Annotated in this window: 12 protein-coding genes and 1 tRNA gene; 8 read left to right on the top strand and 5 right to left on the bottom strand. The window is 45.8% G+C overall.

Annotated features, from left to right (window positions below):
• The first annotated feature begins 133 nt into the window (after window positions 1-133).
• Both RA156_RS14585 and RA156_RS14590 read left to right on the top strand, forming a co-directional pair.
• Window positions 134-718: a hypothetical protein gene (locus RA156_RS14585; protein WP_306641143.1), complete on the top strand. Its 585-nt coding sequence runs from the start codon at window positions 134-136 to the stop codon at window positions 716-718.
• Entirely contained in the window at window positions 715-2,862 is a 2,148-nt protein-coding gene (locus tag RA156_RS14590; protein ID WP_306641145.1) for a CotH kinase family protein, read from the top strand. Before RA156_RS14585 ends, RA156_RS14590 begins: the two co-directional genes overlap by 4 nt.
• On the opposite strand, the gene RA156_RS14595 is transcribed toward RA156_RS14590, so the two are convergent.
• Both RA156_RS14595 and RA156_RS14600 read right to left on the bottom strand, forming a co-directional pair.
• Entirely contained in the window at window positions 2,859-3,647 is a 789-nt protein-coding gene (locus RA156_RS14595) for an anti-sigma factor (protein ID WP_306641146.1), read from the bottom strand. The two genes, RA156_RS14590 and RA156_RS14595, sit on opposite strands and share 4 nt — an antisense overlap.
• On the bottom strand, window positions 3,644-4,240 hold the full coding sequence (locus tag RA156_RS14600; protein ID WP_306641148.1) for an RNA polymerase sigma factor: 597 nt from the start codon (window positions 4,238-4,240) through the stop codon (window positions 3,644-3,646). Before RA156_RS14600 ends, RA156_RS14595 begins: the two co-directional genes overlap by 4 nt.
• An 80-nt stretch (window positions 4,241-4,320) precedes the next feature.
• Between RA156_RS14600 and RA156_RS14605 the strand changes: the two genes are divergently transcribed.
• Both RA156_RS14605 and RA156_RS14610 read left to right on the top strand, forming a co-directional pair.
• Window positions 4,321-4,890: a fasciclin domain-containing protein gene (locus tag RA156_RS14605; RefSeq protein ID WP_306641149.1), complete on the top strand. Its 570-nt coding sequence runs from the start codon at window positions 4,321-4,323 to the stop codon at window positions 4,888-4,890.
• Between the two features lie 98 nt (window positions 4,891-4,988).
• Window positions 4,989-6,107: a PQQ-dependent sugar dehydrogenase gene (locus RA156_RS14610; protein ID WP_306641150.1), complete on the top strand. Its 1,119-nt coding sequence runs from the start codon at window positions 4,989-4,991 to the stop codon at window positions 6,105-6,107.
• Between the two features lie 55 nt (window positions 6,108-6,162).
• Here RA156_RS14610 and RA156_RS14615 read toward each other — a convergent pair whose 3' ends face one another.
• Window positions 6,163-6,708: a hypothetical protein gene (locus RA156_RS14615; RefSeq protein WP_306641152.1), complete on the bottom strand. Its 546-nt coding sequence runs from the start codon at window positions 6,706-6,708 to the stop codon at window positions 6,163-6,165.
• 1,154 nt (window positions 6,709-7,862) lie between these two features.
• Between RA156_RS14615 and RA156_RS14620 the strand changes: the two genes are divergently transcribed.
• From RA156_RS14620 to RA156_RS14635, 4 genes are all read left to right on the top strand, one after another.
• Window positions 7,863-9,137, top strand: a complete 1,275-nt coding sequence (locus RA156_RS14620) for a ribonucleotide-diphosphate reductase subunit beta (protein WP_306641153.1) — start codon at window positions 7,863-7,865, stop codon at window positions 9,135-9,137.
• 3 nt (window positions 9,138-9,140) lie between these two features.
• The gene (locus RA156_RS14625; protein ID WP_306641155.1) at window positions 9,141-10,934 is read left to right on the top strand and encodes a ribonucleoside-diphosphate reductase subunit alpha; all 1,794 of its coding nucleotides are present in this window, start codon (window positions 9,141-9,143) and stop codon (window positions 10,932-10,934) included.
• A 106-nt stretch (window positions 10,935-11,040) separates the two neighbouring features.
• Complete coding sequence (locus RA156_RS14630; RefSeq protein ID WP_306641157.1) at window positions 11,041-12,237, top strand: helix-turn-helix domain-containing protein; 1,197 nt, start codon at window positions 11,041-11,043, stop codon at window positions 12,235-12,237.
• 71 nt (window positions 12,238-12,308) lie between these two features.
• On the top strand, window positions 12,309-13,958 hold the full coding sequence (locus tag RA156_RS14635) for a serine hydrolase domain-containing protein (RefSeq protein ID WP_306641159.1): 1,650 nt from the start codon (window positions 12,309-12,311) through the stop codon (window positions 13,956-13,958).
• A gap of 95 nt (window positions 13,959-14,053) precedes the next feature.
• Here RA156_RS14635 and RA156_RS16680 read toward each other — a convergent pair whose 3' ends face one another.
• Together RA156_RS16680 and RA156_RS14640 are read right to left on the bottom strand one after the other, a co-directional pair.
• Window positions 14,054-14,308: a GIY-YIG nuclease family protein gene (locus tag RA156_RS16680; RefSeq protein WP_350339789.1), complete on the bottom strand. Its 255-nt coding sequence runs from the start codon at window positions 14,306-14,308 to the stop codon at window positions 14,054-14,056.
• Window positions 14,309-14,595: 287 nt separating this feature from the next.
• Window positions 14,596-14,676, bottom strand: a tRNA-Leu gene (locus tag RA156_RS14640).
• Window positions 14,677-14,711 lie beyond the last annotated feature (35 nt).

Consider the following 14,711-nt stretch of genomic DNA (forward strand, 5'->3'; position numbering starts at 1 on the left):
AAGGCTTTAGCCGAAAGATTACCGTTCAACAGAAAATCTGACACTTCAGGCCCCAATTTTGATTCTTTGGCAGATTTGTGTCTTTGGTCCGCTCTTTGCGGCCTAGCTTTGTAATTGCGATAATTATTCCATTATGTCTGCAACTCATGCCTTCAGATGGATTGGCCTTATGGTCATCTTTCTGATCGGCGTTAGTTCGCTTCAAGCTCAAGAGAAAGAATGTCCGTCTGGACTTATTAAGCCCTCTCTCTCATTTGGCTACTTGAGCGGAGCGACCTTGTCGCCGAACCAATTTGACTTTGCTGCCGGCTTTAGCGGTCGCGGCGGTTTTGAGATCCAGGTCTCAGAACGACTCTCAACAGGACTTTCATTCGGGTTCAACCAATTCGGTGAAGAGCGATTCCTTCCATTTGGGATCAACCTTTATTACAAGAACCCTGACAAACTGGCTGGAATCTATTTCGAGACCGGATACACCAGTGCAACTTCTCAGCTAGAGGAAATCAACAACCGCTACGAACTCCATGGGGGAATCCACATGACGATGACGAGTAAGTGGACGATTCCAATCAGCGAAAAACTGGCTATTCAGCCTGAAGTAGGGTTTACCATTCACGGTTCTGAAACGCAATACACCCCTGAGTCCGCGCCTTCCTACAGCATCGACCAACAACGTGTAGGGGTGCTGTTTAGAACTGGAGTGCTCTTCAATCGATGAAACGCATCCTCCTCCATATCGCCATTTTCTTTGCTCCCGTTTCCGCGCTAGCGCAATTCGTGGTATTGAATGAATATGGAGTAGAAAACGATCGCATCACTTGGGTAGAACTCTACAACCCGCTTGAAGAAGAGGCGTCATTGAACGGCTGGAGCATTGCCATTGGCGATAGCTTGATTCATTCATTGGCGAGCGTCACTGTTGAAGCAGAATCATACGCCGTTGTCAACCTTCAGGGCTCCAACTTCGAGCTCCGCAAAGACCTCTACTCTTTTGCGATTGAAAGCGAACAAGAAATTGTGGTGTACAATAATAACGGTCAGCCGATGACCGCATTAGACCTGGTGTGTGTGCCGGAAGGATACAGTTTCGGTGCGAATTCAGGTTGGCCGCAGCAGATTCACTTCGCCACAAAAACTCCAGGCACCGAGAACACGGATGCAATTGATCTTTCGCGCCAATACCTTTCGTTTGAAGGACCAGAGCACATCTCAAATGAATCAAACTTTGTGATTGCTGAAGGGGCTTCCATTGACCACTTAATCCGCTATGATATGGCGGGTAATTTGGTCCACAAGGGAAGCGCAATGTGGCCCAATGAAGGAATGACTCTTGATGCGTCGAACATCAACAACACAGAGCTTTCGCTGATTCCGGCCAGTGGTATTTACCTACCTCCTGTTGGAGAACAAGATCAAGCACATACGATTACCATCCAGAGTTATCACAACGGATGTCCGACATCAACGTCGGAACGCAAGACTTTCTTGGTCGAACTCGGCGACGAAAACCCATACGACTTACCTGTTGTGGCCATCACAACCGAAGATGACAACCTCTTTGGTGACTCCGGAATTTACGGTTACGGCGAGACGGGAAATAACTTTGCCTTCCGAGGAAGAAAATGGGAACGCGAAGCTACTATTCAATACTTTAACGAAGACGGAGAAGAATTACTACATCAAAACGTAGGACTGCGTATTCGCGGAAACTCTTCTCGTTTCTCTCCACAAAAGTCATTCAAAATCTACGCACGCAACAGCTACGGAGAAGGATGGCTTGACAATGTGTTCTTCCCTGAATCTGGGGTAGAAGAATTGAAACGTTTCAACCTACGAACGCCGCACAACGACTTCATTCGAAGCTTGACCACCGATCATATTTCTATGAACGCCGTAGGTGACCTCAACATCGATGCTCCTGATTCTAAGCAAGTGATCGTATTCCTGAACGGTGAATTCTGGGGGCTTTACGCTCTACAAGAGGCCATGGATGATTACTTCCCGGAAAGCCACTATGGCGTGAACGATAACGATGTGAGCTTGATTGAGGACGAAGATTATGGAGAGCGCTATGCATCAATATTGCAATACGCCAAAGACAAAGACCTCACCATCCCTGAAAATTACGAGTACCTCACTTCGCATTTCGACATGCCGTCGCTAATTGATTATTACGCGGCGCAAATCATTGTAGCCAACTGGGATTGGCCTTACAAAAATGTCAAGATGTGGTACGAAGAGGATCTTGGGAAAATCCGCTACTACTTCTTTGACTGCGATGCCTGTTTGAACGAAGTCAATCACTCCACGCTCGAGCAATTCTATCCAGAAATCAACACCAGTTCTTCACGGGTGATCTTCTCTCGACTGTTGCAAGTGCAAGAGTTCAGGCAGCAATTCGGCGCACGCCTCATTTCCATCTTGAACAATCAAATGTCTGTGGAGAACCTATTAGAGCTCACGCGTCAAGAAAAGTTGCGTATTGAGCCCATCGTTTCAAGACAGATCAGTCGTTGGCGATACCCACAGAGCTACAGTATTTGGGAAGCTTCTACAGAAAGCATTGAGTACTTCTTGATTGAACGTCAACTAGAGATGATTCACATTATCGAGCAAATGATGAACGAAGACCTCATGGTGTATCCAAACCCTGCGGCTCCGAACTCAATCCTCAATGTCAAGAGCTACGGCATGCTTTCAGAGCAGTTTGACTACGAGATCACCGATCTTTCAGGACGAATCGTTCAGCAGGGATCAGGCTACAATGAGCAGCTCGATATTCGAGGATTATCTACCGGATTGTTTGTCTTACGCGTTCAGAAAGACGGCTATCTGCTGTCTTCGCGATTTGTCGTGCGTTAAAGCACTACAGAAGCCACCAAGTTTTCTACTGTAGCATGATCGCTACCCCCAGCCTTTTCAATGGTAATGTTCAAGCTTTCGGCATTCGCCAAAAAGCCCACTTCAACCGGCGCATCGCTTTGAGCTAGAACGCCCACACTCACCATTTCACCCTCAACGTCTGCCCACATCTGGAAGCATTGTCCGTTGTCTAGCGCAGGTAGGTTCTCAGGCTGCAAGAAAGCTCTTTGATCACTATCGTTCCAATACGCCACTACCTTGAGTTCTGGAGCTTTTGCAAGTCCACTTAGAATCAACTTCTGCGTATTTGGGTCAGTAATCAAGGCGCGTTCTGCCATCAATTGTTCTTCGCTAGCGCGGAATCGTTGCATAGCTTCAGCCAGCTCAGTGTTGCGCTTATTGACCTCAGCCAATTGCTGCTCTAATTGTCCGACTTTATACATATTCCAGGCGGCGAAAGAACCAATAATAACAATGGCCGCCGCTGCTGCAACACGCGACCAATTCAGGCTTCGCTTCGCAGGCGCAGGCATCTCAGCTGCCTGTCGGCTTTGTACATCGATGTCGGCCATCACGTTGTGCAATACGGCCACCGGTGCTGGTCTTTTCGTCTTCTCGGAAACAAATTGAAGGTCTTGTTGAACGATCATCCATGCTTCTTCAATCTGAGGGACCGTTGTAATAAGGGTTTCTACCCGTTCCGCGTTAGCGTGTTCACGACCTTGCAACGCATAAGCTTCAAGCTCACCCGAGTCAATAAATGCTATGATCTCTTCGTGCGTCATTTGTTCCAAAGTGTGAGGAGGATCCAGAGTATCAACGGGTCACCATATACTTTTCGCAATTCTCGCAAGCCGATGCGCAACCTTGATTTGATGGTACCAAGAGGAAGGTCAAGTGCCTTGCTCGCCTCTTCTTGCGTCAAACCAAGGAAAAAGAGCGCATGAATCACTTTGCCATAGCGTTCATCAAGCTGTGAAACATGTTGTGCGATGTCTAAATGATCCGGGTTGACCGGCCGCTCTACCTTATATACGTCTTCCAGCTGCTTTTGGATCATATGATCTTGGCGTCTTCCATCAGCACGCATGCGATCGATGGCTGCATTGCGTGTAATGCGGAGAAGCCATGTGAATAGACGTGCCTTGTCTTTATCGTAATCCAAGGCGCGTTGCCAGACCTTTAAGAGGCTCTCCTGAAGAATGTCTTTGGCGGCTTCGTCGTCGCCAGTCATTGTGCACACCACCCCATACAACGTATCACCATAATGATCATAGATCAGGCGAATCGCTTTCTTCCGGTCAGTGACCAGTAGGCTAATGATTTGTTCTTCACTCGAACTCACGGCCGGGAAGGTAGTGATTTCAGCTTTTAACATTCGTTTACATCTCGTCGTGATCCAAACATGGGTTGAGCGGCGTAAGTATCACGAATCATTTATCACCAAAAACAAACACAATGAAGATTAAGTTCATTTTAGCGTTGCTTGTAGCATCACTTATCGGGTTTACGAGCTTCGCACAATGCGGCAACAAGAGCAACAATCATCACGCTCAACAAACCAGTAACAACTGGCATCACCAAAAAGACATTGTCGATATCGCGGTTGGAGACGACGACTTCAGCACACTTGTTGCTGCACTGAAAACAGCCGGACTTGTTGGCACACTTCAAAGCGATGGTCCGTTCACTGTATTTGCTCCTGTGAATGCCGCTTTCGCCAAGCTTCCTGAGGGAACGGTAGAAAGCCTGCTTCAACCAGAAAACCGTCAGACACTCACTAAGGTGTTGACTTACCACGTAGTGGCTGGGAAATTCAACGCTGCTGATGTAGTAGCTGCGATCAAGAACTCTGGAGGCGAGTTCAAGATCGAAACTGTGAGTGGAGACATTCTGACTGCCAGCTTAAGCGGTGGTACAGTATTGCTCACTGACGAAAAAGGAAACGTGGTCGCTGTGACCCAAACGGATGTGAGTGCTTCGAATGGAGTGATCCATGTGATTGACTCTGTGGTTTTGCCTAGCTAGGCGCTTACAATTACTCAATCTGATCTAAACGCCCGCTGAAACGTCAGTGGGCGTTTTTTTTGGCTTTTACCTTGAGTGATTTCAAGTAACTTCAACACATGAAATTCACTCCTATGTTGTCTATTTCTCTTTTGATGATGTCTGTTCTTTTCGCTTGCGCGGAACCGCAGGCCCCTGAAAACCAAGATCCGGTTTCCACAGATGTCAACTACGAATTAGTCGTTGATGGGCTTTCTGTTCCATGGGCGATGGCTTGGCTACCTGATGGCTCCATGCTAATCACCGAGCGAGACGGAAGACTCATTCAATTTAAGGATGGAAACAAGACAGAGATTGGTGGTGTCCCAGTGGTAGTCGCACGCGGACAAGGAGGACTGTTAGACATCTGTTTGCACCCTGAATACGCATCAACTGGTTGGATTTACTTGACTTATTCCTCTCCTGATGGGGAAGAACGTGGAGCACACACTGCCTTGATGCGTTGTAAACTAGAAGGTAATTCGCTTACTGACCAGGAGATTTTATACAAAGGCGCTCCTAATACATCCAAAGGACATCACTTCGGATCACGCATCGTATTTGACAACGACGGTTACCTCTATTTCTCGATCGGTGAGCGTGGCGAACGTGATGAAAATCCGCAGAACATCTACCGCGACGGAGGTAAGATCTACCGCCTGAACGACGATGGAAGCATCCCTAAAGACAATCCCTTTTGGAACGACAATAGCGCCAAGAAAGCCATTTGGAGCTATGGCCACCGTAATCCTCAAGGCCTAACCAAACATCCTGAAACTGGTGTCATCTGGGAGCACGAGCACGGACCGAAAGGCGGCGATGAGCTCAATATTATAGAACCAGGTAAGAACTATGGCTGGCCAGTCATTACTTATGGTATCAACTACAGCGGCACCAAAATCACCGACGAAACCCACCGCGAAGGCATGGAGCAACCTATCCACTACTGGATTCCATCGATCGCCCCAAGCGGGATGACCTTCGTTGATTCCGATAAATATCCCGATTGGAAAGGCGACCTTCTGGTGGGCTCACTTTCATTCCAATACCTCGAACTCGTAGAAATGGATGGTGATCAGGTCACCGGACGCCAACGCCTCATGGAACGCATCGGCCGTGTGCGTGATGTACGTCAGGGTCCTGACGGGTACATTTATGTAGCGGTGGAGAATGAAGGGATCTTCCGCATCCTACCGTGATTGTTGGACGAGGGACTAGGGTCTAGAGACTAGGGACTAGAATTTGGGGCTTTTTCTAGCTGATCCAGATGTTGTGTGTTCTGGTCAACGTCCATTGACCATCTATTAACTCGTATCGGTGAAAATCTCCGTGACCAAGTAGGTCGTCACACATGACTCCTATGTAGATAACGCCTATGTTTCGTTCTCGATTAAACACAGGTAAACTCATACTCAGGTGGCATCCAAATCCCGCTTTGTGAAATTTCTTCCAATATCGCTTTCCACGAAAGCCGAGCCACTTTGGTCTTCTAGACCATTTTCGGTACTTGTTATGCTGAGTGATTGAACCCAGCTTGGAGTGGTTCCAAAGTTTACCTTCAGCTAATTGAATTTCCTGGTCAATTTGATCCATTTCTGCACTGTCTACAAGCAGCATAATTTTAGCAAGACCAAGGAATTGCTCATAGTTGAACCCCTCGATATCAACCTCGGGCTCCTCATTTATATAATCAATGGCTTCATGGATAAAAAAAGTACTCACAGCGGAGCTAACCACTATTTCAGGAGGAAAATCAACAACCTCGTTCAAGAAAGCATATGCTAAAGAGTCATTATACATGCAAGGATGATCCATGTTATCTCGAATGGCCCTTTTGCATGCGAGCTTTCTGCCAGGAACACAAGAGCACATTGCGACTACATATACGCTGATTAACAACAACCTCATTGACGAATCTCCATGATATGAGATGAAAATATAGTGAAGGCTTTTCGTTGGCAAGACTAAAGGTTCGAATTAAGATTTCGATAACGTAGTTGAATAGGCGAGGGATTAGGGGCGTGGTTCGTGGTTCGTGGTTCGTGGTTCGTGGTTCGTCAATATGACTATAGGCTTTAGGCGTTGGGCGTTAGGCGTTAGTTCTGGTGGTTGTTAGTGCTTGGTCCTTGGTTATTGATTATCGATCATAGTTTATCGATTCTGGACCCTAGACACTCGTCTCTTGTCTACCCCCAGAGTCTTGTAGTCAAAGACCGGAACAGTCAGTACTTCAGAAAAATTAAAAATCCACCACCCACCTTGAGCCCGCCGCTCCCGCGGGCCCACCCACCCCCAGACGCGGGCACAATGTATGTTCAAACCTTCTGATTTCCATCGTTTTAAACGTTTAACTAGGCACAACTTTGTGGGCGTTGGTTCTGATTTTACGAGTGATGTATGGTTCTTCCTTTTTGGAGGCTTTAGGCGTTGGGCTATAGGCGTTAGATATTTTGGGTTTTTGGTTCTTGGTGGTTGGTCATTAGTTATTGGTTATCGATCATAGTTTATCGATTCTAAATCCTAGTCACTCGACCCTCGCCTCTCGACCAAAATCGCATCGAATTTGCATCACTTTTTGCCGACAAACGACCAATTTTTGACGAAAAAATGGGTGCTGAAAAAATGTGTGTTTTTTATCTATCCGTCTGACAGGGAATTTTCAAAAAAAGCCGTAAGACGGCCTTCAAAAATGGGCCTGAAAGGCGCGGAAAATCTAGAATCAAACTGAGGTTCACCGACTTAGCAAATAGGCCTCTTTTAGGGCTTGTTTTTATACCCAAAAAAGCGTAATCCAGGCCCAAAATCGAGCTTTAAAAACGCCCGAAACCCCTGTCAACACTGTGTTCCAGAAGTTACTGTGAACATTGTGTTAATAGCTTCTCCGCGAGTTCTTAGCTTCAGACATTTTTCCTTCGAAATTTGTGTAAGTGCTCGTTTAATCAATTCAAATCACCATGGAAATAACCCACATCATCAAGAGAGATTTCTCTACGCGTCCTTTCAATTTGGACAAGGTCACAAACGCGATCATGAAGGCGATGAAAGCCGCCAATCGTGAAGACGTTCAAGGTGCCCATATGGTAGCTGGTGATGTGCATAACCGTCTGCTCGAATTGAAGGTGAAAGACCCAGCGTTTACACCAACCGTTGAGCAGATTCAGGATATCGTGGAAACACGGTTGATGGAGAGCAACTATCCGGAAGTGGCTAAAGTCTACATCCTTTACCGTAACAAGCAGGCTGAAAAGCGTAAGTCGAACATCTTCGAGAAGCGCATCAACCTCAAGCCTTACGAGTACCCGCAGCTGTACGAATACGTACCTGCGATCCGTCACTCATACTGGATTCACACTGAGTTCAACTTTACGAGCGACATTCAAGATTTCAAATCGCGTCTCACAGACACTGAGCGCAGCGCGATCAAGAACACTATGCTTGCCATCTCCCAGATTGAGGTAGCTGTAAAATCATTCTGGGGTGACCTATACCACCGCATGCCTAAGCCTGAAATCGGGTCTGTAGGATCTACATTCGCGGAAAGTGAAGTGCGTCACGCTGATGCATACTCTCACCTTTTGGAGATTCTTGGGTTGAACCAAGAGTTCCACGAGTTGAAGCGCAAGCCAGTGATCATGAAGCGTGTTGCCTACTTGGACACTGCACTTCGTAACTCGAAGAGCACTGATGACAGAGAATACGCTGAGGCGGTTCTCCTGTTCTCATTGTTCATCGAGCACGTATCCCTCTTCTCTCAGTTCCTCATCATCATGGGCTTCAACAAGCACAAGAATATGTTGAAAGGAATTTCAAACGTTGTTGAGGCGACTTCAAAAGAAGAGCAGATCCACGGTGACTTTGGAATCGACTTGATCAAAATTCTGAAGGATGAACACCCAGAGTGGTTCACTCCAGAATACTTCACATCAGTTCAGACAATGTGCCAGAAAGCATTCGAAGCAGAATGTGGGCTCCTTGACTGGATTTTCGAAGAAGGAGAGCTTGACTTCCTTCCGAAGAATGTGATCATTGAATTCATCAAGAACCGTTTCAACAACTCATTGGAGAGCATCGGAATCGAAAAGATCTTCGACGTAGATGAGACATTGGTTTCTGAAACTGACTGGTTCGATGAAGAGATCACAGGAACTAAGCACGGCGACTTCTTCGTGAAGCGCTCTGTTAACTACAGCAAACGCACCCAAAGTATCACCAGCGACGACCTATTTTAAGACATGAAGATCGAAGAAAGAACCACCCAAGAAACGCAACAAGCAACAAGCTTAAACGAGCAACTGATCGATGCTCGTAAGAAATCACTCGCTGAGCAACAAGCCTCTGAAGAAACTTCAGAAGGATTTGCTTGGTTGAATGAAGAAAGCCGAAAATTCCTACACGCTGGTTACCTATCTCCAGGAGTGTCGGCTGAACAACGCATTCGCGAAATCGCTGAACGTGCTGAGACTATCCTCGGTATGCCAGGATTTGCAGATAAATTCTACGGATACATGTCTGAAGGATTCTACTCATTGGCTAGCCCAGTGTGGTCGAACTTCGGAAAAGAACGCGGTCTTCCAATCAGCTGCTTCGGATCACATATCGATGATGACATCGGCAACATCCTTTACACGCAGTCTGAGGTGGGTATGATGTCTAAACTAGGTGGAGGTACTTCAGGGTTCTTCGGTAAGATCCGTCACCGTGGTGCGGCTATCAAGAACAATGGTGAAGCTTCTGGTGCAGTTCACATCATGCGCTTGTTCGAATCAATGGTAGACGTAGTAAGCCAAGGGTCTGTGCGTCGTGGTCGTTTCTCACCTTACCTACCAATCGAACACAAAGACATCATGGAGTTCTTGGAAATCGGTACCGAAGGGAACGCGATCCAAGAGTTGACTCACGGTGTAACTGTGACGAACAAGTGGATGGAAGAGATGATCGAAGGTGACAACGACAAGCGCGCTATTTGGGCGAAAGTTCTTCAGCGTCGTGGTGAAATGGGTTACCCATACATCTTCTTCACTGACAACGCGAACAACAACGCAGCAGACGTATACCAAGACAAGAATCTACCGATCTACGCAAGTAACTTGTGTACGGAGATTATGCTTCCTTCAAACCAGAACTGGTCGTTCGTTTGTGTACTCTCAAGCATCAATGTGCTCGAGTACGACAAGTGGAAAGACACAGACGCGGTTCAGACAATGATCTACTTCCTAGATGCTATCATCACTGAATTCCTTGAAAAACTAGAATCATACCGTGATTCTGCTGATAACGATGACCGTCAGACATTCCTCTTCATGGAGCGCGCTTACAACTTCGCTAAGGAGAACCGCGCACTTGGAATGGGAGTACTCGGATGGCACTCACTACTTCAGTCGAAAATGTTGGCATTCAACAGCCAAGAAGCATACGACTTGAACAGCACTATCTTCAAGACGATCAAAGAGCGTTCTTACCAAGCTTCTGAAGAGCTTGCAGCACGTTTCGGAGAGCCTGAAGTATTGAAAGGATACGGACGTCGTAATGCGACATTGAACGCTGTAGCACCGACTACATCATCAGCATTTATTCTCGGACAAGTGTCTCAAGGAATTGAGCCGATCTGGTCGAACATCTACGTGAAAGATATCGCGAAGATCAAGACGACGATCAAGAACAAGTTCCTCGTGAGCCTTCTTCAGGAAAAAGGAATGGATACTCCAGAAGTATGGAAAGACATCCTTAAGCACGATGGTTCTGTACAGCACGTAGACTTCCTGACTCAAGAAGAAAAAGATGTATTCAAGACCTATTCTGAAATAGATCAGATGGATATCGTTTACCAAGCGGCTAACCGTCAAAACCACATCGATCAAGGTCAGTCTGTAAACATCATTGTTCACCCTGACATGCCAGTAAAAGAGATCAACAAGATCCACGTTACCGCTTGGAAACTCGGATTGAAGTCTCTCTACTACCAGCACAGCATGAACGCTGCACAGAAATTCAAGCAGAAGAAAGAGTGTGTGAGCTGTGAAGCTTAATCACCTTCGAACATAATTGGAAAAGCCCTCGCAGATGCGGGGGCTTTTTATTTGCATTAACTTCAGAACCAATAAAACCAAGGGCTTTTCAGCCATACTGTTCTACATGTTGTTGATTGACTCAATACTCTTCGACTTCAACGAGAAAAGCTCTGTTCTCGTCCTTTTTGGTGTGCAGTGTCTCCTGTTTGCTGTCTTGTTCTTGCATATTGGGATCACCGAAGGCAAACGTCACCCCAAATGGCTCGCGGCTTTTATGCTGCTAGGTGCTCTTTACCTTGGTCCGTTTTTATTCGGATATGCCGGATGGTATTCACGCGCCCCATATCGCCATATCATGTTCTTCGTTCCGTTCAAACAGCTCTTCCTTATCGGACCTGTTTATTACTTCTTCGTCAAGTCGCTGTTGACTCCGAAAGTCAAGTTGAATAAAAAAGACCTGCTGCATTTCATTCCGGCGATAGCCTATTTTGTCTATAGCCTCATCGTGTTCATTGTAGATAAGTTCATTCTAGATGAATTCTACTTTTACGCTGACGGAAAAGACAAAGACCTTTCAAATTGGTATCAAATCGCCGGATTCTTATCCATGGTATACTATCTCATGCTCAGCTTGAGGTACTATATGCGATACCGAAAGCGATCGTTGGAAGAGGTGAGCTTCGCAGATGAAATCGCATTCAAATGGGTCAAACACTTTGCATTGGCTTTTGGCGTGATCGTCTTTCTGAGAGTACTCTTCTTCATACTTAATCCAGAATGGTGGAACTTCGGAAATAAGTTCTGGTATTACCTCTGCTTCTCCATCTCGCTCCACTACATTTCAATTGTGGGCTACTCATATATGAAGCGTAGCTACATTCAGCCCGTCATTGATGTTCCACTTGATAGTTCTCTTGTTAGCTCTTCAGAACAGGAAATGACTTCTGTAGAATATCAGGTTCAAGAACCAGAGTCAGACCTATCTTCTTGGAAAAAGCGCATCTTAGACTTATTCAAAACAGAACAACTGCACACCAACCCAAGCCTAACACTGACTGAATTAGCCCACGCATTGAATACGAATAGAAGTGTTGTCTCGAAGGTGATTAACCAAGAGTTCGAAATGAATTTTAACGACTTCATCAACAAACAGCGTGTATTGGCGGTCATTGAAAAGTTGCAAAATGGAGAGCATAAAGAAAGCACACTGTTAGGCTTGGCCTATGAATGTGGCTTCAATTCTAAAACCACCTTTAACCGGGCATTTAAGAAGCATTTAGGTATAACTCCTCAACAGTATATTCACAAAAACCAACTTTAAACTTGGGTTCAAATCGTCATTTGAACCTTTCGTATCGATTGATTGGTCGAGGTTAGCCGAAAACAAACACGATGGTAAAGCACCTACTCCTCATTATTTTCAGTTCCTCACTCATTCTCATCTCGAGAGCACAATCCGACCAAGAAAACACGGCTCTAGCGATCCAAAACATTGTACAGCAACATGTCAACGAAGACGATCCAGGAGCAGCAATAGGCATCGTTAAAGACGGAGAAATTCTACACGAATTCTATTTCGGCAAAGCAAATCTTGACCACCAAATTGATGTTGATGAGAAAACTCGATTTAACATCGCCTCGAATTGCAAACAGTTCACAGCGCTCTGCATTCTCAAGTTGATGGAAGAGGGTAAACTTAAGCTCGAGGAGGATTTCAGAACATACATTCCTGATATGTTCGAAAATATTGAACAAACGATCACTATCAACCATCTGATTAGCCACACGAGCGGAATTCGAGATGTTTACGACCTATACGCGTTACATGGTCAGTCTTGGTGGAAACTTTTCATTGATAACAACGATGCAATCAATATGCTCAAGTCTCAAAAACACTTGAATTTCCTACCGGGTGAGCAATTCCTCTACAGTAACTCGAACTACCTCATCTTGGCAGAAATCGTTGAAGTTGTCACAGAAAAACGATTCAGTGACTTCGCTAAAATGATGTTTCAGGATTTGGGGATGGAGTCAACTGAGTTCTTGCGTTACTATAGCCTCGTCGTTCCGAATAAGGCCACAGCATATGGAGATTGGGGAAGTGGTTGGCGTGAATGTCCGGCTGTTGCTTCAGTGCATGGAGATGGGAGCCTATACACCACATTGCATGACCAATTAATTTGGGAACAAACCATCCAACAGAACAACGGGACAAAATTGTCGCAAGACCTGATCAACCTAAGTCAATCAAACATTTATGAGAATCACGGTTTCGGCACCGTTTCTGGAATTGATCGAGGAATCGATTACATCTACCACAACGGGGCTACGTGCGCTTACAATGCCAATTTCTTGCGTCTTCCTGAAGAAGGAATTTCCATTGTAGTGATGTCTAATGGTGCACGCGCTACCGCGGAATACATTTCGTGGCAAGTGGCTGAATTACTCGTAGATTTTCAGGAGAACGAGGCAAGGGAATACCCTGCAAAACCTGACAACACGGAACGTCTGCGCAACAAAGAATCCGTCGTAGGAACCTATCAACACGAAGACGGAACCATCATTCGTATCACCCTGAAGAACGACACCCTCAGTCGTGAAATGTACCAACGAGACCCTATCGCGCTCATTCCTGAAAAAGGTGGTTTGTTCGAATATTCGACAATCGCCGACCTTATGCTGAATTTCGAAAATATCGGTACCCCCAACCAGCAATTCACCATATACAAGGCTACTCAAGCTCCAAGCACTTACCATAAAATTCCAGATATAGAGCAATCGAACTTCGATCTAGCGGAAGTGGAGGGCGAATACTACAATGATGAAACTGACACTCAAATAATCATCAAACACGTAGAAGCAGATCTTTTTGCCATTACCAAAAATGGAAAGGAACGCGAAGCGATCATGATGAGTCCTGATCGGTTTAGGATGAACAATTACATCATCACGACCACGCGCAATGATCAAAACAAAGTCACCGGTCTGCTGGCCACAAAAGAGAGGATCATGAATGTCACGTTTGAGAAACTCAGCCAATGACCTCAACAAAAAAGCCTCGCAAATGCGAGGCTATTTCTTTGTACCCGGAGTGGGAATCGAATCTACCTGACTAACGTCAGGCAGACAGGCCCACACTACAAAGAACCAATAGACTTCAATTTTCTTTTCCCTGTCCCTGATTTCCAGTACTTTTCTCTGATTCGAGCCTCAGGTCTTGTGGCAACCTCTTCTGAATATATCAACTCAAAAGGTGCATAGGGTCGCGTTGTTTTTTCATATCCTCGATTATGTCTCTCCAGTCTTGCACCGATGTTAGATGTCAGACCAACGTATATATAATTACGGTGTAAGCTTCTGATTGCATAAACTGTCCAGACTTCCTTATTCATGGCGCTAAGAACGCACTCTGATGAGCTAACTCATGTATCACAGGCACGGAACTTTACGGTCGTTAGCTTATCATTCACAACTGTCTAAGATTTCGACCTAGATACCGCTTGGTAGACCGGCCTAAAACCCTTCGGAAATTCAGCTAAAAACCCCCGACATAAGTCAAGGCTATTTCTTTGTACCCGGAGTGGGAATCGAATCTACCTGTCTAACGTCAGGCAGACAGGCCCACACTCCAAAGGAGTTCCAATAAAAAAGCCCCGACTCATGTCGAGGCTATTCTTTGTACCCGGAGTGGGAATCGAACCCACACTCCAAAGGAACACGAGTTTGAGTCGTGCGCGTCTACCAATTCCGCCATCCGGGCTTGGCCTATGTGTTTAGGGTCTGCAAATTTATTAA

It is taken from the genome of Sanyastnella coralliicola, assembly GCF_030845195.1.
GTDB lineage: Bacteria > Bacteroidota > Bacteroidia > Flavobacteriales_D > Sanyastnellaceae > Sanyastnella > Sanyastnella coralliicola.

What these genes read in the sequence shown, in the direction of transcription:
- RA156_RS14585 (WP_306641143.1), top strand. Translation starts at nt 134, where the DNA reads ATGTCTGCAACTCATGCCTTCAGATGGATTGGCCTTATGGTCATCTTT.
- RA156_RS14590 (WP_306641145.1), top strand. Translation starts at nt 715, where the DNA reads ATGAAACGCATCCTCCTCCATATCGCCATTTTCTTTGCTCCCGTTTCC.
- RA156_RS14595 (WP_306641146.1), bottom strand. Translation starts at nt 3,647, where the DNA reads ATGACGCACGAAGAGATCATAGCATTTATTGACTCGGGTGAGCTTGAA.
- RA156_RS14600 (WP_306641148.1), bottom strand. Translation starts at nt 4,240, where the DNA reads ATGTTAAAAGCTGAAATCACTACCTTCCCGGCCGTGAGTTCGAGTGAA.
- RA156_RS14605 (WP_306641149.1), top strand. Translation starts at nt 4,321, where the DNA reads ATGAAGATTAAGTTCATTTTAGCGTTGCTTGTAGCATCACTTATCGGG.
- RA156_RS14610 (WP_306641150.1), top strand. Translation starts at nt 4,989, where the DNA reads ATGAAATTCACTCCTATGTTGTCTATTTCTCTTTTGATGATGTCTGTT.
- RA156_RS14615 (WP_306641152.1), bottom strand. Translation starts at nt 6,708, where the DNA reads ATGTATAATGACTCTTTAGCATATGCTTTCTTGAACGAGGTTGTTGAT.
- RA156_RS14620 (WP_306641153.1), top strand. Translation starts at nt 7,863, where the DNA reads ATGGAAATAACCCACATCATCAAGAGAGATTTCTCTACGCGTCCTTTC.
- RA156_RS14625 (WP_306641155.1), top strand. Translation starts at nt 9,141, where the DNA reads ATGAAGATCGAAGAAAGAACCACCCAAGAAACGCAACAAGCAACAAGC.
- RA156_RS14630 (WP_306641157.1), top strand. Translation starts at nt 11,041, where the DNA reads ATGTTGTTGATTGACTCAATACTCTTCGACTTCAACGAGAAAAGCTCT.
- RA156_RS14635 (WP_306641159.1), top strand. Translation starts at nt 12,309, where the DNA reads ATGGTAAAGCACCTACTCCTCATTATTTTCAGTTCCTCACTCATTCTC.
- RA156_RS16680 (WP_350339789.1), bottom strand. Translation starts at nt 14,308, where the DNA reads ATGAATAAGGAAGTCTGGACAGTTTATGCAATCAGAAGCTTACACCGT.